This is a genomic window from Enterobacter sp. MGH 4 (genome assembly GCF_000534735.1).
In the GTDB taxonomy this organism is placed as follows: Bacteria; Pseudomonadota; Gammaproteobacteria; order Enterobacterales; family Enterobacteriaceae; genus Enterobacter; species Enterobacter intestinihominis.
Window position 1 is genome coordinate 936,213 of the sequence record NZ_KI973289.1, and the last position, 17,808, is coordinate 954,020.

Genomic DNA, 17,808 nt, shown 5'->3' on the forward strand with positions numbered 1-17,808 from the left:
ACCTGATGCGCTTTGGATTCCTGAATAACAGGGAACAGCGACGGGCGGTAGCGTGTCCGGAACTGATAAAGAGAGAGTCTCATGGAAAATCCCGCCATCCTGTTACGCCGTCTTAACCCTTACTGTGCCCGCGCGATGGAAGGGGCCGCGTCCCTGTGCCAGACCCGCGCCCATGCGGAAATCCTGCCCGAGCACTGGTTGCTGAAGCTGCTGGAGCAGGGTGAGGGCGACCTGACGGTGCTGGCGCGGCGCTACGAATGGGATATGGATACGATATGGCAGGATGTGCTGGGTTTTCTGGACAGCCTGCCACGTTCGGTGCGCAGCCGTCCGCAGCTGTCGGACAGTGTCCGGGCTCTGATGCAGGAGGCCTGGCTGCACGCCTCGCTGTCGGGGGAAGAGCACATCCGCAGCATTCACCTCCTGATGGCCCTGGTGGACAAACCGAAACTGGTGCGCTGCGACGGCCTGTGGCCGCTGCTGACGCTGGCGCAGAGCCAGCTTGAGCGCCTGCGGGGGCTTCTGGATGCGCAGTCGGATGAACGCCCGGAGGTGCAGCAGGAAGCGGAGCTTACGCAGGGCGATGAGGTGGAGTTTGTCGGCCGTCCGGTGAATGCGGATATAAAAGGAGAGCTGAACCCGGCGTGGCAGAATGCGCTGGACAGGTTCACCCTCGACGTCACCGCCCGCGCCCGTGAGGGCAGAATCGACCCGGTCTATGGCCGCGACAATGAAATCCGCCAGATGGTGGACATTCTTTCCCGGCGCCGCAAGAACAACCCGATTCTGGTCGGCGAACTGGGAGTCGGCAAGACCGCCCTGGTTGAAGGACTGGCGCTGCGCATCGCCGAAGGGAATGTGCCGGACGCGCTGAAGCCGGTCTCCGTGCGCACCCTTGACCTCGGCCTGTTACAGGCGGGTGCAGGCGTGAAGGGTGAGTTTGAACAGCGCCTGAAAAACATCATCGACGCGGTGCAGCAGTCACCCCTACCGGTTCTGCTCTTCATTGACGAGGCGCACACCATTATCGGCGCCGGCAACCAGGCGGGCGGCGCCGATGCGGCCAACCTGCTGAAACCGGCGCTCGCCCGCGGTGAGCTCAGAACCATCGCCGCCACCACCTGGAGCGAGTACAAACAGTACTTTGAGCGCGACGCCGCGCTGGAGCGTCGTTTCCAGATGGTTAAAGTTGACGAGCCGGACGACGACACCGCGTGCCTGATGCTGCGGGGACTCAAGCCACGTTACGCGCAGCACCACGGTGTGCATATTACCGATGAGGCGGTCAGGGCGGCCGTCACGCTCTCCAGACGCTATCTGACCGGACGCCAGCTGCCGGACAAGGCGGTTGACCTGCTGGACACCGCTTCGGCCCGTGTCCGCATGAGCCTCGATACGGTGCCGGAGCCACTGACCAGGATGAAGGCGCAGCTCACGGCACTTGCCATGGAGAAGCAGGCGCTGCTGGAGGATATCGCGGTGGGCAATACCGCCCATGGCGAACGTCTGGCCGCCATCGGAGAGGAAGAAGTCGGCATCATTTTGCAGCTCGACGAACGGGAAACCCGGTACGGCCAGGAGCTGAAACTCACGGAAGAACTGCTTGCCTGCCGCACGGATATCTCGCGTCAGGGGGAAATTGCGGACCTTCAGATGCAGCTTACTGCCGTGCAGCAGAATACCCCGCTGCTGGGGCTGGATGTGGACGCGCGTACCGTCGCCACCGTTATCGCCGACTGGACCGGCGTACCGCTCTCTTCCCTGATGAAGGACGAGCAGACGGAACTGCTGAGTCTTGAGCACAGTCTGGCGAAACGCGTTGTCGGTCAGGACAGTGCGCTGAATGCCATTGCGCAGCGCCTGCGCGCCAGCAAAACTGGTCTGGCACCGGAGAACGGCCCGCAGGGCGTGTTCCTGCTTGTGGGCCCGAGCGGCACCGGCAAGACCGAAACCGCCCTGGCGCTGGCCGATGAACTGTTCGGCGGCGAGAAGTCCCTTATTACTATCAACCTCTCGGAATACCAGGAGCCACACACCGTCTCGCAGCTCAAGGGCTCACCGCCGGGCTACGTGGGTTACGGTCAGGGCGGCATTCTGACCGAAGCCGTCCGTAAGCGTCCGTACAGCGTGGTGTTGCTGGATGAAGTGGAAAAGGCACACCGGGACGTGATGAACCTGTTCTACCAGGTGTTTGACCGGGGCTTCATGCGCGACGGCGAGGGGCGGGAAATTGACTTCCGTAACACGGTGATTCTGATGACCTCGAACCTCGGCAGCGACCTCATCATGCAGATGCTGGAGGAACAACCGGAGGCGACAGAGCCGGACCTGCATGAACTGCTGCGTCCTGTCCTGCGGGACCACTTCCAGCCCGCGCTGCTGGCGCGCTTCCAGACGATGATTTACCGTCCGCTGGCACAGGCAGCGATGCGTACCATTGTGGGGATGAAGCTGAATCAGGTGAGCAAACGCCTCAACCGTCACTACGGAATAACTACCCATATCAGCGAAAGCCTGTACGACGCGCTGACCGATGCCTGCCTGCTGCCGGACACCGGGGCTCGCAATGTTGACAGCCTGCTGAACCAGCAGATTTTGCCGGTCCTGAGCCAGCAGCTGCTGAGCCAGATGGCTGCGGGGCATAAGCCGCATACCCTGACGCTTGGCTGGGATGAGGAAGAGGGCATAGTGCTCGAGTTTGACCGGACAGAAGGTGAGCATGCATGAGCAGTAATCTTCCCTTACGATTCAGCCACAGCCATCACCTGCTTTCGGTGAAGGGCTGCGATGCAGGGCTTGATGTGCTGGCATTTGAGGGCGATGAAGCCCTGAGCACGCCGTTCAGCTACCGTACTGAATTCACCAGCGCGGACCATGCCATCAGCAAAGAGATGATGCTGATGAAGCCCGGTTCACTGACGCTACAGGCCCCGGTAGACCAGGGTTACGGTATCAAAATACAGCAGCCGGTGCGGGTGATTCAGGGCGTGGTGACCGGTTTTGAACGCCTCAGCACGTCAAAAGATGAAACCCGCTACGCCCTGACGCTTGAGCCGCGTCTGGCGCTGCTCGACCGCTCGCACCAGAACGCGATTTACCAGGACATGTCGGTTCCGCAAATCGTGGAAAAAATCCTGCGCGAACGTCACGGCATGCGCGGCCAGGACTTCCTGTTCTCACTGAGTAAAGAGTATCCACGCCGTGAGCAGGTGATGCAGTACGCTGAGGACGACCTGCACTTTATTACCCGCCTGCTGGGTGAGGTCGGTATCTGGTTCCGCTTCACCACCGACACGCGCCTCAACATTGACGTGGTGGAGTTTTACGACAGCCAGCAGGGGTATGAGAAAGGCCTGACGCTGCCGTCGGTACCGCCGTCAGGGCAGCACTCGCAGGGTGTGGACGCGGTGTGGGATATGGAGAGCCGTCATAAGGTGGTCCAGAAGGAGGTCAGCACCCGCGATTACAACTACCGTCAGGCCACGGAGGACATGAACAACCGGGTTGACGCGACCGGCGGGGATACCACCACGTACGGTGATGCCTACCACTGGGCGGATAACTACCTGACGCCGGGCAGCGCGTATGACCGCAACCCGGCAGCGGAGTCCGGGGCGTTTTACGCCCGCATCCGTCATGAGCGCTACCTGAATGGCCAGACGCAGACCGTTGCTTTCACCAGCTGCCCGGCCCTTTCACCGGGTATGCGGCTGAAAGTCACCGGCGGGTACGAAGTGGCGGAGGTGTTTACCCAGGGCGTGGTGGTCACGGCGATGCACAGCCATGCCCGGCGTGATGCAGACTTTTGCATCAGGTTTGACGGTATCCCGGACAGTGCGGACTTTTGCTTCCGCCCGGCGCCAGGCCGCCGCCCGTTGATGGCCGGCACCTTACCGGCCCGCGTCACCAGCACCACCGAAAATGACACCTACGGGCATATCGACAAGGACGGTCGCTACCGCGTCAATATGCTGTTTGACCGTGAGAACTGGGAGACGGGGTTCGAGAGCCTGTGGGTCCGTCAGTCCCGCCCGTATGCGGGGGACACCTACGGCCTGCACCTGCCGCTGCTGGCAGGCACCGAGGTGGCGATTGGTTTTGAGGACGGCAACCCGGACCGGCCGTACATTGCCGGTGTGCTGCACGACTCGGCGCACGGCGACCACGTTACCATCCGGAACTACAAACGCAACGTCCTGCGGACCCCGGCGAACAACAAAATTCGCCTGGATGATGAACGCGGAAAAGAGCATATCAAGGTCAGCACAGAGTACGGCGGCAAGAGCCAACTGAACCTCGGCCATCTGGTCGACAGCGAAAAACAACAGCGGGGGGAGGGTTTTGAACTCAGAACCGACAGCTGGGGTGCCATCCGGGCGCAGAAAGGACTATTCATCTCGGCGGACGGGCAGGCGAAAGCGCAAGGACTGCAGCGTGAAATGCAAGCTGCGCTCAAAGAACTTGACGCTGCCAGAGAGGTGACTTCTGGATTACGTCACGCTGCTCAAGCAGCCCAGGCGGAATTAGCCGATCTTGAGAAACAAACAACATTAATGAATCAGACGCTTAGCGATCTTAAGCAGCAAGCATTACTTCTGTCTGCCCCTTCAGGAATTGCGCAGGTCACCCCCGCGAGCGTACAAGTTTCGGCGGGGGAAAATCTAATTGTTACTGCTGGTCAACATGCAGACATTAGCATTGCCAAAAAATTAACTCTGGCGGTGGGCGATATTCTGAGCTTATTTGCACACAAACTGGGAATAAAAATGTATGCCTCGGAGGGCAAAGTAGATATTCAGGCACAGTCGGACGCGCTGAATTTATTTGCTAAAGAAAAGCTTTCGGTCGCCAGTTCAGACAACAGCGTTGTCATATCAGCCAAAAAAGAAATCCTTTTGGTTTGTGGGGGGACATTTATACGGTTAAGTGATGCGGGGGTTGAAGTTGGTACTGGCAAAAACGTCACGTTGAAATGTATTGCGGTTCAACAGCAGTCTGCGGCGACGTTAAATTCAACGCTTTCGCTACCTTCTGGCTGCAAACCTGGGGTAATTTCTGCAGCCCAACAGCAAGGGGCTGTGGTGATGCTTAGCTAATACTTGAGGAAAAAGATGACTACAAAATTAGCCGTTTTAGGTGACAGGACGAGTAATGGGAAAATAATTTCTGCAACTGCGAATTATTTTAGTGATGGAAAACAGGTGGCACAAAATAATGACAAAGCCATCTGTACTGTCTGTAAGGGAACATTTCCCATCCTGGCCACTGCAATTGGTATCGTCAGTAATGGCATACTTCTGGTACAGGATCAGGACCGTGTGCTTTGTCTATGTCCCGGCCATAAAGTGATCGCAGGCTCTAATTTTTTCACTGGCTAAATAAGAATTTTTTATTTACAGGCTTAATTAAAAAAAGGATGTGAATATGGCATGCCAGGGGTTATGCACAACGAAAGGCCTGACAGTACTGCCCGTGCGCTATGCTTTTGTGCCAGAAAATATTAATGCCAGTTTACCGGGATGGGCGAATGATCCGCACATCACAGGGGTAACGCTCGCCAGTAATGAAAAGTACATACTCCGCGCGCTTCGCCAGGGCTACCTTTACGTTTTTTATGAAAAAGGAAAACATGGCATCAATTACTGGCAGTGCTACAGCGTTGCGCCAGACGGCTCACTGTGGCTGCAACAGGTGGCGTCTAATCCTGTACCGGTGGATAAAGCGCTGTGCGAAACGGGCGAGCATATCGCGCAAAACGTCGAGTTCATGAGCATTGAATCCCCGGATAAGTGCGGCAATGTGTGGTTTGCGTTCAGTCAGTATCCGTGGGAGCAGGAAACGCTCGATCGGTATCGCATCAGGCCAGAAGAGCGCAGTGAGAGAATGCAGAAAGTGATGCCTTCGGTGGCGGGAGCTCAGCGCACAAAAACAGGGACCGACGTTAACGGGGTAAGCCTGAATCAGGTACTGGACTATCAGGTGCCTTCTGTTTCTGGTCTTCTGCCTGGTCCGGATGAGGCGAAAGTGGTAAACATCAGCCGTGCATCGTCACTCTGGGATCCGACAGTGGATGATCCCTGGCGGGTCAATAATGATGTGGTGAAACTGCAGTCCAGTCTGTATCCGTGGGCAAAAAACCGCAGTGGCATGGCAGCCGCGACGGTCACGGCCATGGAAAACCGAAGTGAGGGGATGACGCCGTTGCTGCTTCCACTCTGGGATCCGGTGGGGATTGTTCATGAGCTTAACGGCTGGAGCCAGGATGTGCTGGGGCGCCAGGCGCAGTTCCTGCAGGAGCGTGAGCTTGAGTTCGCCACCAAAACAAACCTCGATGCAGTCAGAACGCTGCTGGAAAGCAATGCCGAATCTCTGGAGGACGCGATGCGGAGACGAAGAACTGATGGTCCCATGCTGACAGACGAATATCTGGATTCGCGTCTGCAGGCGCTTGAGAAAAGGTATCAGGGTAAGCCTGATGTGCTGGCACAAATCAGGGCTGATGACAGGTTAGTGAGAAATTGGCATGCGCAGAACGTGACGGCATCATACCCGGAGAGTGTGCTGATGAGTCCACCCGAACCGCTGGCTGCTCACCAGCGACGGGTTGCCGCGATACAGGCTCAGGTCGATAAGGAACTGGCGTTAAATCTGCCTGAACCCTCGCAGGATTTCAGTGGAGTCCGGGCCCGGAGCTGGGCTCCCTATCAGAAAAAGCTCAACGCAACCCGACAGGCGAACTTTGATACCTGCTACACGAGCCTGGTTGATTCGGTTAATGCTATCTTCCAGAAGCGTATCGTCAGCGTGGTGAACTGGCTCAGTGCACCGGTACTGCTGGCAACGCTGGATGATTTCCACTGCGAGGCACAGCGGGCAGGGCTGTTCTACCAGTCAGCGGTGGGGATGTCCATGCACGGGATCAACAGCTGTCCGGCAGGGGCGGCAAAGATAGACGGCTGGTGGAATGAGTACAGCACTAAAAATCGCGGGAATCTGCTGTGGCGGCATGTGGCGGCCAATAACCCGCAGCTAATCAGTGAGCTGGAGCCGTATCTGGCGACGGTGAAAGGGAAAAAGGACGAGGACGTGACGCCTCTGACGGCGACCGCCATGACGGCAGCCCTGATGCAGCAGGTCAGCAATATGAAAAAGCTGGAGGGGTATTACCAGAAATCGATGAACAGTGTCGTGAAGGGGCTGAGGGAAAATGCCAGCAAACTGGAAGTACAGCTCTTCAACACGGATGCGTTTATCGTCACGGTGGGAGACAGGGTAAGCCGAATTCTGCGGGTGGATAAGGCAGGCGAGAAGCTGGCGACCACGGCGTTCAGGCTGATATTTATGATAAGGGCGGGAATACCTTCAGAAAAAGTTCACTCGGTAGTGAATGCGTATCTGAAAGATGCCCCGGTGTTACGTCAGACGGTGCTGGCAGGTATACGGCGCAGCGGACGTTTTATGGCGAGCGGGAATGAAGTCGCCGAGATTAAACAGAGAATGAGCAGCAGGCTGGAAGAGCACTTTGCATCAGAAAAGGGCAAGGCCGAATATCGGCTGGCGGGAATAAACAGTCTGTTGCTGGTGCTGAATGCGATGGATTTTATCTACCTGTGCGGACAGGTAAGGGATGAGAAGAAGCCGCTGGCGAGCCTGCTGGCCAGCGGGCTGGCGATGGTGAGTCAGGGGACGTCGGTTATTTTGCCGGCAATAGAAAAAGGTCTGGAAGCGCGTGAGCTTACGGTGGCCTGGGTCAAGGGGGTTGGGGCGGCAGCGGGTGGAACTGCGTCTTTAATTTCGGTGTTTGCTGATGGTGCAAGTACTTACGAAGAGTTGCAAAGCAATCGTTTTTTACTTTCCTCTGTATTGCTTATTAAAACAACAGTTGATGTCCTGGCAGTCACAAAATCAGTCGGTCTTCTGCTGGAACAGTTTAGTCAACCGATAGTTAAAAAAGTAGCTGGGAAAATTACAGGTTTTTTGGCTTGGGAAATTTTAGGGATCCGAATACTTGCAGTACTGATGACCTGGGAAGTGATGGTAGCGATAACTTTGTTACAGGTGGTTGTGACCTGGATATCGGACGATGAGCTTCAGATATGGTGCAGGAAATGTGTATTTGGAACAGCACCGTTCAACCGCAGTGTGGCAGACCAGAATAAAGCCTTGGAAGGGGCGATAAAGGATATTTCATGAATTCAAAAGAGCAGCATCAGATATGCTCCCGTTTTGTTGAGCCAGAAAAATTAGCAGACCTGCGTACAAAGCGAGAGATTGAGATGATGAACGGCAGGCCGTGGACACGTGAGCTTCCGCCGCCGCCGGTATTGCCGCCTTATGGTCCTCTGGAGAAAATATCAGGGAAACTGCAGTCTTTCCGTAGCGAATATTTTCGGGAGTATTTTGATGCAGTTGCCTACCGGACCAGCACGTTGCCGGAGATATCAGATGGCCAGCGCGGAGCTGCCGCCGCTGCAGCGATAGTTGCAGGGAGCCCGGGTGTCGGGGCTGTAATGATGGCTGAAAGCGAGTCTTCGAATGATTCGGCGGAATATGTGCAGGGGATGATTAATGGCCAGCCGTTTCGCGGCTGGGTGGGTGTCACCCGGCTTCAGACTGGCGATGATGTGGACATGATTGTTGAGTGGCAGCATGACCATTATGAGGTCTATGCCATTGCGTTACCGGAAGAGCGGATAGTGTCAGTATGTCCGAAATGTGATATGGGGCATATTGCGCATATGCTGTGGCGCATTAAAAATATGTTCATTCTAATCACCATATTGATGGTGGCTTTTGTTTCTGTATGTGTATTTATCTCTATCTCAAAAGGAAATCCAAATGGTGTCTCTTTATTTGAGAGGTTTTATCTTTTCCTGGTAATGGCTTTTGTGGTGTCCTCTGTAATTTCGGGGTTGATTGCATTCTTTGCATATAAAGCCTGTGCGCCAACACGCTGCAAACTGGCGGAGGAGATATTTCAGTTGCTGCGGATGAGGCGTGTTGCAACAATCAATCTCAATAAAATAACAAAAAAACGTGAGCAACAACTAAAAGATAATGGGAAGTGGTATGAGCCGGGTGATAAAAGCAAACCTGCCTGTCCCAGCGGGAGATTCATTTATTCAGATGAAGGCTGGTTTTACTACTAAATCGGCAGTGAAACAAGCTACTTTCGCTAGTGTTATTAGTCGTGGAATGCTTCTGGTGTGGAATTAATTGCTGAAAAATAAACGGTGGAAATATATTTTGGAGTCAGATCTCTGGCGATTTTGCTGGCCTGGGCAGTGATGGTGGCGATAACTTTGTTACAGGTGGTTGTGACCTGGATATCGGACGACGAGCTTCAGATATGGTGCAGGAAATGCGTATCTGGAACAGCACCGTTCAACCGCAGTGTGGCAGACCAGAATAAAGCCCTAGAAGGGGCGATAAAGGATATTTCATGAATTCAGAAGAGCAATATCAGATATGTTCCCGTTTTGTTAAGCCAGAAAAATTAGCAGACCTGCGTACAAAGCGAGAGATTGAGGTGATGAACGGCAGGCCGTGGACACGTGAGCTTCCGCCGCCGCCGGTATTGCCGCCTTATGGTCCTCTGGATAAAATATCAGGGAAACTGCAGTCTTTCCGTAGCGATTATTTTCGGGAGTATTTTGATGCAGATGCCTACCGGACCAGCACGTTGCCGGAGATATCAGATGGCCAGCGCGGAGCTGCCGCCGCCGCCGCGATAGTCGCAGGGAGTCCTGGCGTCGGGGCTGCCATTATGGCTGAGAGCGAATCATCAAATGATTCGGCGGAATATGTGCAGGGAGATATTAATGGCAGACCATTTCGCGGCTGGGTGGGCATCACCCGACTTCAGACTGGCGATAATGTGGACATGATTGTTGAGTGGCAGCATGATCATTATGAAGTCTATGCCATTGCGTTACCGGAAGAGCGGATAGTGTCTGTATGTCTGAAATGTGATATGGGGCATATTGCGCATATGCTGTGGCGGATTAAAAACATGTTTATTCTCACGGGGATTTTTTTCTTCTCGGTGCTTTTTGCGGGAGTTCTGAGTGAAGTGATTGAAGATACCTGGAAGGGCCTTGAGTCATTTATCACCACATACTTTTGGTTGTATGTTATAGCATTGTTGGGGGAGGGGGTCTTTCAGGATTAATTGCATTCTTTGCTTATAAAGCCTGTGCTCCAACACGCTGCAAACTGGCGGAGGAGATATTTCAGTTGCTGGGGATGAGAAGAGTTGCAACAATCAATCTCAATAAAATAACAAAAAAACGTGAGCAACAACTAAAAGATAATGGGAAGTGGTATGAGCCGGGTGATAAAAGTAAACCTGCCTGTCCCAGTGGGAAATTCATTTATTCAGATGAAGGCTGGTTTTACTACTAGACAGAAAAAGACAGTGTTATTTTGGTTACCCCCGACAGGAAACAAGGTAAGCCAGCATGCCCAAGTTTGAAATTTACCTATTCAGGAGAAAATTGTTATCGCTACTGAGAGGGGGAGCGGCTAAATATGAATAAGATAATGATGTTTTATGAAAATCATAAATACAAATTAATTGAAATGTGTTTCTAATATTATTCTGGCAGGGTTGATTATGGATGATAAATTTTTTAACGATATACATGAAGAAATTACCAATGCTGCTTTTGGGAAAAATGGGAAATGTTTTCTGCTGATAGATGCATCTTTAGAACAGAATCATTCAGAACTTTTTTTGCCCGGTATTCTTAGAGAATATAAATCTTATCCTGTTACATTCCGCCAGGAAGAACTTCAGGGGGCTTTACCACTTTACCTTTTCCCTCTTAGTGCCTCCAGCGAGAGAGATGGTCAATTGTTTAAGAATAGTATTTACCATTCATTGAATGAGTTGAAAATAGAAAAACTTGAGTCCGGGGAAGGGCGCAGCGTCTGTGCGTGGATTTCGACGGATTTAACTGGGGAGCAGCTTGCTGAACAGGTCGCTTTGTCCGCCGTACAGTCGATTCAATCAGTTGGTAATATATTACTTCGCTATTACGACCCATCAGTATTTGGTTTGTTAATGTATACGCTAGATAAATGGCAAAAACAACAGCTATTAAGCAATATTAATACATGGTCTTATATTGATGGAGGCGGAATAGCTCAGGTGGTGAATGGTGATGGTAAATGCAAAAAAAAATTAAACTACTCACTTGGATTAACAGAGCAAAATGCATTAGAAATGGGCCGAATTTTAGTTGTTAATTATATTTTGCGAGCATATCGGAAAATGAGAATGCCGCATAAATTTAGTGAGCGTGATGTTATGGGATTATTGCATCCTGCGCTGGATTATTATTATTCAACTTTCTCAACATCCGATAAGGATGTTATTGATTTTGGGCTTGATGTGTTGAGCGCGCAGCGGCTATTTTATCAGGATGAGGTATTTAAGAAGATCTTATTTAGTAATCGCAGTAAAGACCTTCAGTCATACTCAGATATTAAATCCATAATTGACAGTATGGCATGTTAAGAAGTTTTTTCTCTTAAAGAAAATGTGCTGTTAACAATGATGGAGAATGATATGAATTGGCCTGTGCAAATAATCCCTCCAGTCGATAAGATTCCTGGAATTAAATGGAGTAAATGGTTTTTTTCTTTCATAAGTATTTTGTTGATTGTGGTGGTTAGTTGGGTTGGGGCTAAAATTATTTTGCCTGCTGAAGATGATGAGCTTTTGAAATTGCTTACCCTGTTGTTTTTTTCGGTGCCCCTAGCTTTTTCTGTCATAATTTCCGTTAGAATCTATTACCATGGTTTGTGTTTGTCGGCATTCGAAGCAAGAGAGCGCGAAGCAGCATTGGTCAGGAAAGACTGGACTGAATGGGCAAGTAAAAAGTTTTATGTTTCCGCTTATAAACTATTTCTCCCTTCTGCAATATCGCAAACCGATATAGCAATGTCTCATTCGGTTGAAATATATAATAACCAGCGATTGAAACTACGGGGCCATAACGATGATTTATATACTGAAGAACAACTGATTTACGAACTGTTGTCGTCTGTCAGAACAAGGCTGTTACGGTTGAGTGAATCATGTATATTTGATGTTATATTTACCTATGATAGTAATTATATTACTTTCTCAATATTTCAAGAGTGTTGGGCTGCGATCGGGTTTGATGAAAATTGCTTGCGTAATTATTACTGTTGGAGTAGAGCATTAGGACAGGGATTTGATACATTATCCAACATCTCAAAAAATCGGGTGTCAATAATAATATCTGCAAACATTGAAACTTTTGTAAAATACCCCCCCTGACTCAACAGAGTTCGCTTCAATATTGCTGGTGACTCATCGAGAACAACTCCCTGAAAAAAACAATAATGGTGTGGCTTTGCGACCAATGGTATGCAACAAAAATCTCACCAAACAAGAGGTCATCCACATGATGACTTACCAGTCAGATATTCTTAAAACGACAAGAGTACTTTTTAGCAATATGAGTGCAGAGGAAGCTTCAGAAGTTTCGGAGATATTAAGACTCTCATCTTTATCTATGAATGTTGAATGGGAGTGTGAGATAATGCATTTAAATTTGATGCTGGGTAATTTAAATGAGCACCATTTTTGGTTGGTGTTTACTCTGGCGCTTTTCATATCAGAAAAAAATAATGAGCCGGTTTTAATGGTCACTGGCGTTGGTGATGAATACCTTTTAAATGTCATTAAGCCATTTGATAATCGCAAGGAGCATTAAATTGAACACCTCGGCAAAATGGAGAGTGATTGGTCTTGTATTCTGTCTCATTATCTTTGGTGTGCTGACTTTTATAGGATGTTACTACTATGGGGATATCTTTGGATGGGTATCCTCAAAAGAAAAAGTGAGCCTTTGGTTCTTATGCATGTTTTTAATTTCTGTGTTCCTGATGTTGATGAACTTCGGTGTGTGGTTCCATCAAAAAGAGTATCGCTTTCAGCATATCGCGGGAGGGAAGTCCGTCACAGCTAATGTTCTTAATAACTATAAAAAGTCCAGTAAAAAGGATCCTGTAAAAGCTCATTTACGCCGACGCTATAGCTTCTTGTGGCAAAACAAGATCCGCCTGCTGTTGATCACCGGCGATGAAGCCGCGATTGAGCAACTGGTACCTGGCCTGCAACAGCAGCAGTGGCTTGAAGGCAACCGCACCGTGCTGATTTACGGTGGCAGCCTGGCATCGGAGCCTGGCCGCGAAAAATACATCGCGCTGCGTAAACTGCGCCGCGGGCGTCCGCTGGACGGGATTGTCCGTGTACTGCCTGAGTCACTTAATCTGACCCCACAAATCAGTGACAACGATTTACGCGGCCTGGAAAAAATCAGCGAACTGCTGCGTTATTCCGCTCCGGTCTGGCTGTGGCAACTGTGCAGCAGTCACTGGTCGCAGGGTACGCGTCCTGAGCAGGCGGTAGGTGCAAGCTTTCCACCACGCGCAAAAGAAGACGATGTAATCCGCCAGCTGGAACTGATGCTGCCAGCCCTGCGGGCGCAGGGGATGAGTCAGGTCGCGGAAAACAGCAGCCACGACTTCCTGCTGCGCCTGAGCCAGCACCTGAACGACGGTGCTATTGCCCGCTGGGCTCAGCAGTTGCAGCCATGGCTCTTTGTTTCTCAGCAGCGCGTCCCGCTGCGTGGTCTGATGTTCAGCCTGTCGGAGAAGAAACCTGCCGGAATGTCAGCGGGAACAGCCGACGCTGAGAATTATGGATCACAGCGTCATGCCCTGACTCTGCCAGCAACCTGGCAGGGGATTGTCGACGACTGCACCCGCGTACGTGGCCGTCGTGTCGGTATGCCGTGGGAACGGGCGCTGGCCTGGGCACTGATGGCCATCATCAGTGTCTGGGGGGGAGGGATGCTGCTGTCGTTTGCGGTCAACCGGTCACAAATAGTTTCTGTTGCACAGCAGGCTCATGCTCTGGTTGAGCACCCTTCTGTATCGGATTACCAGCTGACGGCCCTGCATGCTTTGCGTAATGATGCCGGTCGCCTGCTGCACCATATTCAGGACGGCGCGCCATGGTATCAGCGCTTTGGTCTTAACCATGATCAGCAATTGCTTGACGCAATGCTGCCCTGGTACGGGGTGGCGAACAACCGTCTGATACGTGATCCGGCAAATGAAGCGCTTAAGCAGAAGCTCATTGCGCTGGTCAATTCGGTACCCAACAGCGACCAGCGGACACAGATGGCGAAACCAGGTTATGACCAGCTGAAAGCCTGGCTGATGATGTCCCGTCCGGATAAAGCTGATGGTGCATTCTACGCGCAAACCATGAAAACTGTGCAGCCGACGCGTTTAGGTATCTCAGCTGGCCTGTGGCAAAGCCTGTCACCGGATTTGTGGGCCTTCTACATCACCGAACTGCCAGCGCAGCCACAGTGGAAAATCACGCCGGATGCGCAACTGGTCAGCCAGAGCCGCCAGGTGTTGTTGCAGCAGATAGGACGGCGCAACGCGGAAAGTACGCTGTACGAGAACATGCTCAAATCCGTACGTCGTAACTTTGCCGATGTGTCTCTGGAGGATATGACTGGCGGTACCGATGCCCGTCGCCTGTTTACCACCGATGAGGTGGTGCCGGGCATGTTCACCCGTCAGGCCTGGGAGGGAGGGATTCAGCAGGCCATTGAGAAAGCGGCAAACTCCCGCCGCGATGAAATCGACTGGGTACTGAGCGACAGCCGGAAAACCGTTTCCTCAGACCTGTCGCCTGAAGCACTGAAAGCACGTCTGACGGAACGCTACTTCACCGACTTTGCCGGTAGCTGGCTGAGCTTCCTCAACAGCCTGCAACTTAATCCGGCAAACAATATTGCAGACGTCACTGACCAGCTGACGCTGATGAGTGATGTTCGCCAGTCACCGCTGATTGCCCTGATGAACACCCTCGCCTGGCAGGGGCAGGCCGGCCAGAAGAGTGAAGGCCTGTCGGACTCCATCATCAAATCGGCTAAAGACCTGGTAGGCGGGAAGGACAAACCGGTAATTGACCAGTCAGCCTCAGGCCCGCAGGGCCCACTGGATGAAACCTTTGGACCGTTGCTAACACTTATGGGTAAAAACAACGGCAGCAACGTTATGTCGGCTGACAATTCACTGAGCCTGCAAACGTATCTTACCCGTATCACCCGTGTGCGTTTGCGTCTGCAACAGGTCGCCAGCGCCTCTGACCCTCAGGAAATGATGCAGAGCCTGGCGCAGACCGTATTCCAGGGCAAAAGCGTGGACCTGACCGACACCCAGCAGTACGGCAGCCTGATTGCTGCAAGCCTGGGCGAAGAGTGGAGTGGTTTTGGCAGCACCATGTTTGTGCAGCCGCTGACCCAGGCCTGGGAAACTGTGCTTCAGCCATCGGCAGCGAGCCTGAATGATAAATGGAGTCGTTCCGTGGTGGCGAACTGGCATACGGCATTTGACGGACGTTTCCCATTTGCTGTCAGCAAGAGTGATTCCTCTCTGCCAATGCTGGCTGAGTTTGTGCGTAAGGATAGCGGACGTATTGAGCGCTTCCTGACCACGGAACTCGGCGGTGTCCTGCATAAGGAGGGCAGCCAGTGGGTACCGGATAAGGTCAACAGCCAGGGACTGAACTTTAACCCAGCCTTCCTGCGGGCGATTAATCAGCTCAGCCAGCTATCGGATATCTTGTTTACCGACGGCAGTCAGGGCATCAGCTTTGAACTACAGGCGCGTCCGGTACCGCAGGTGGTAGAAACGCAACTGACTATTGATGGACAAAAGCTGCACTACTTCAACCAGATGGCAGACTGGCAGAGCTTCCGCTGGCCTGGTGACACCTACAAGCCCGGAACCATGCTGACATGGACCACCGTCAATGCGGGTGCACGTCTGTTTGGTGATTACAGCGGAACCTGGGGCTTTATTCGCTGGCTGGATGAGAGTAAACGAGAGCAGCTTGACCGCAGTCAGTGGATGATGAGTTTTACCGCGCCGGATGGTCGTACCCTACAGTGGGTACTGCGTTCACAACTGGGCAGTGGGCCGCTGGCGTTACTGGCACTGCGGGGCTTCACGCTGCCAGATCAAATATTTAGCGTAGATAGCGCGGCTATGGCGCAGGCGCTGATGACCAATACAGAAAACAGTGACATGGACGGAGTCGAATAATGGACGCTTTGCAGAATCTGGTTGTTGCCTGCCAGGCAGATGAAACCCTGCTGCGACAGCAGGCGCAGTCACATTCCGAAAGCTGGCAGCGCTGGCTTACCCCGATCAGTGAGAACAGTCCTATAGGAGAAGACCCGGGTTATGACGATGATTTCCAGCGTATCCGGGAGGAGGTCAATAAACTTTCCAGTATTGATACCGGGCTGATTTGCCAGCTGGCTGAAAAGGTGTTGAACACTGTGGCCAAAGATGTCCGGGTTGCTACTTACTATTGTTGGGCGCGCTTGCACCAGGACGGTGAAACCGGGTTTGCTGAAGGGCTTGAGCTACTTGCGGGATTACTAACGCGCTATGGAAAGCAGCTTCACCCGCAGCGAGAGCGAAGCCGTAAACCAGCACTGGAGTGGCTCGCAGGCTCTCGTCTGCTTGACAGCCTGTTACTCTGGCCAGAAGTGGTACGCGACGATGCCCAGCGTACGACCGGTGCGTTGCTTCTCATCCGAGACAGTCTTGAAACTGAGCCTGAAGCGTCACGTCCAGATCTGAGTGCCCTGTACAGCGCGCTGGGTTCCCGCCTGATGAAAGCCGGTGGCGTGGATGCGGTAATACCCCAGAACGCCAGCAGTAAAACGCGCGCGCAGTGGGCATCTCATGCGGCAGAGCAGGACGCGCCAGTACTGAGCCGCATCACGTCCGGTCAGGATTTGCTGGCTCAGGCCCGAACCCTGACGGGATATCTGCGTGAGCAACCTGATGGCTGGCTTGCCGCGCACCGGCTGATGAAAAGTCTGCGTCACGACACGCTGCGATCGATCCCGGCACCGGATGCCGAAGGGAAAACGCGCATCGAACCGCCGCGGGCTGACCAGCGGGCAATGCTCAAACGGCTGTATTTGCAACAGAGCTGGCTGGAGATACTGGAACAAGCGGACAGCACTTTCTCGCGTGGCGCCAATCATCTCTGGCTGGATTTGCAGTGGTACATCCATCAGGCCCTGATTAAATCAGGCCAGGATGTGCTGGCCGATATCATTATCGCTGACCTGAAAGGGCTGCTGCGGCGCCTTCCCGGACTTGAAACGCTGGCCTTCAATGACGGCACACCCTTTGCTGATGAGGTCACGCTGAACTGGATAAACCAGAGCGTGCAGGACGAGATGTCCAACTGGCGGGATGAGCCTGTCAATGCCTTGAGTGAAACGGGCAACGATATTCTGGCCCTTGAACCGGAAGTTTTGGAGAAAGCTGACACGGATGGTCTGGATGCCACACTCCACTGGCTGCAAACGCGCCCGGGCACCGACACCACAAAAGACAAATGGTTGGTGCGTCTGCTGATGGCCCGCGTGGCGGAGCAGAAGGGTAAGAATGAGCTGGCTCTGCATCTGCTGGGTGAGCTTGACGGTGCAGCACAGGCCATCACCCTCACGCAATGGACGCCAGCATTGTTGTTTGAAGTGAAATCGCGCCGCCTCAGGCTGCTGCGCATGAAAGCCGCCCGCAGCGAAACCGATAAGTCACGGCTTCAGCCAGAGATGGACCAGCTTCTGGCGGGCCTGATTGCGCTTGACCCGGCAGGCTGTGCGGTGCTTTGCGGGTAAAGCGACTGACATACCTTTAAAACACATTTATTCAGGTTCT

General features: G+C 52.7%; 11 protein-coding genes. All 11 read left to right on the forward strand.

What is annotated here, in order from left to right:
• Window positions 1-81: 81 nt before the first annotated feature.
• The 11 genes from tssH (at window position 82) to tssA (ending at window position 17,768) form a co-directional block, all read left to right on the forward strand.
• Window positions 82-2,727 carry a type VI secretion system ATPase TssH gene (gene tssH, locus L350_RS17915; RefSeq protein WP_032624151.1) on the forward strand — a complete coding sequence of 882 codons (2,646 nt, stop codon included), beginning with the start codon at window positions 82-84 and terminating at the stop codon, window positions 2,725-2,727.
• Window positions 2,724-5,096 carry a type VI secretion system Vgr family protein gene (locus L350_RS17910; protein ID WP_032624152.1) on the forward strand — a complete coding sequence of 791 codons (2,373 nt, stop codon included), beginning with the start codon at window positions 2,724-2,726 and terminating at the stop codon, window positions 5,094-5,096. The genes tssH and L350_RS17910 overlap by 4 nt, the downstream gene beginning before the upstream one ends.
• A 15-nt stretch (window positions 5,097-5,111) precedes the next feature.
• Window positions 5,112-5,378 carry a PAAR domain-containing protein gene (locus L350_RS17905; protein ID WP_022648278.1) on the forward strand — a complete coding sequence of 89 codons (267 nt, stop codon included), beginning with the start codon at window positions 5,112-5,114 and terminating at the stop codon, window positions 5,376-5,378.
• A 46-nt stretch (window positions 5,379-5,424) separates the two neighbouring features.
• Entirely contained in the window at window positions 5,425-8,193 is a 2,769-nt protein-coding gene (locus L350_RS17900) for a T6SS effector BTH_I2691 family protein (protein WP_032624153.1), read from the forward strand.
• Window positions 8,190-9,149 carry a putative type VI secretion system effector gene (locus L350_RS17895; RefSeq protein ID WP_022648276.1) on the forward strand — a complete coding sequence of 320 codons (960 nt, stop codon included), beginning with the start codon at window positions 8,190-8,192 and terminating at the stop codon, window positions 9,147-9,149. The genes L350_RS17900 and L350_RS17895 overlap by 4 nt, the downstream gene beginning before the upstream one ends.
• Window positions 9,150-9,442: 293 nt before the next feature.
• Window positions 9,443-10,171, forward strand: a complete 729-nt coding sequence (locus tag L350_RS17890) for a putative type VI secretion system effector (protein WP_032624155.1) — start codon at window positions 9,443-9,445, stop codon at window positions 10,169-10,171.
• A gap of 444 nt (window positions 10,172-10,615) precedes the next feature.
• The gene (locus L350_RS17885; protein WP_032624156.1) at window positions 10,616-11,521 is read left to right on the forward strand and encodes a DUF4123 domain-containing protein; all 906 of its coding nucleotides are present in this window, start codon (window positions 10,616-10,618) and stop codon (window positions 11,519-11,521) included.
• 51 nt (window positions 11,522-11,572) lie between these two features.
• Complete coding sequence (locus tag L350_RS17880) at window positions 11,573-12,310, forward strand: hypothetical protein (protein ID WP_032624157.1); 738 nt, start codon at window positions 11,573-11,575, stop codon at window positions 12,308-12,310.
• 127 nt (window positions 12,311-12,437) lie between these two features.
• Window positions 12,438-12,749 (forward strand): hypothetical protein, encoded by a 312-nt coding sequence (locus L350_RS17875; RefSeq protein ID WP_144300340.1) that lies wholly within the window; start codon window positions 12,438-12,440, stop codon window positions 12,747-12,749.
• The gene (locus L350_RS17870; RefSeq protein ID WP_080686351.1) at window positions 12,712-16,167 is read left to right on the forward strand and encodes an ImcF-related family protein; all 3,456 of its coding nucleotides are present in this window, start codon (window positions 12,712-12,714) and stop codon (window positions 16,165-16,167) included. Before L350_RS17875 ends, L350_RS17870 begins: the two co-directional genes overlap by 38 nt.
• The gene (gene tssA / locus L350_RS17865) at window positions 16,167-17,768 is read left to right on the forward strand and encodes a type VI secretion system protein TssA (protein WP_032624161.1); all 1,602 of its coding nucleotides are present in this window, start codon (window positions 16,167-16,169) and stop codon (window positions 17,766-17,768) included. The genes L350_RS17870 and tssA overlap by 1 nt, the downstream gene beginning before the upstream one ends.
• Window positions 17,769-17,808: the final 40 nt, after the last annotated feature.

Coding starts and splice junctions, on each gene's coding strand:
- tssA (WP_032624161.1), top strand. CDS start 16,167: ATGGACGCTTTGCAGAATCTGGTTGTTGCCTGCCAGGCAGATGAAACC.
- L350_RS17885 (WP_032624156.1), top strand. CDS start 10,616: ATGGATGATAAATTTTTTAACGATATACATGAAGAAATTACCAATGCT.
- L350_RS17870 (WP_080686351.1), top strand. CDS start 12,712: ATGTCATTAAGCCATTTGATAATCGCAAGGAGCATTAAATTGAACACC.
- L350_RS17875 (WP_144300340.1), top strand. CDS start 12,438: ATGATGACTTACCAGTCAGATATTCTTAAAACGACAAGAGTACTTTTT.
- L350_RS17905 (WP_022648278.1), top strand. CDS start 5,112: ATGACTACAAAATTAGCCGTTTTAGGTGACAGGACGAGTAATGGGAAA.
- L350_RS17900 (WP_032624153.1), top strand. CDS start 5,425: ATGGCATGCCAGGGGTTATGCACAACGAAAGGCCTGACAGTACTGCCC.
- L350_RS17895 (WP_022648276.1), top strand. CDS start 8,190: ATGAATTCAAAAGAGCAGCATCAGATATGCTCCCGTTTTGTTGAGCCA.
- L350_RS17890 (WP_032624155.1), top strand. CDS start 9,443: ATGAATTCAGAAGAGCAATATCAGATATGTTCCCGTTTTGTTAAGCCA.
- L350_RS17880 (WP_032624157.1), top strand. CDS start 11,573: ATGAATTGGCCTGTGCAAATAATCCCTCCAGTCGATAAGATTCCTGGA.
- L350_RS17910 (WP_032624152.1), top strand. CDS start 2,724: ATGAGCAGTAATCTTCCCTTACGATTCAGCCACAGCCATCACCTGCTT.
- tssH (WP_032624151.1), top strand. CDS start 82: ATGGAAAATCCCGCCATCCTGTTACGCCGTCTTAACCCTTACTGTGCC.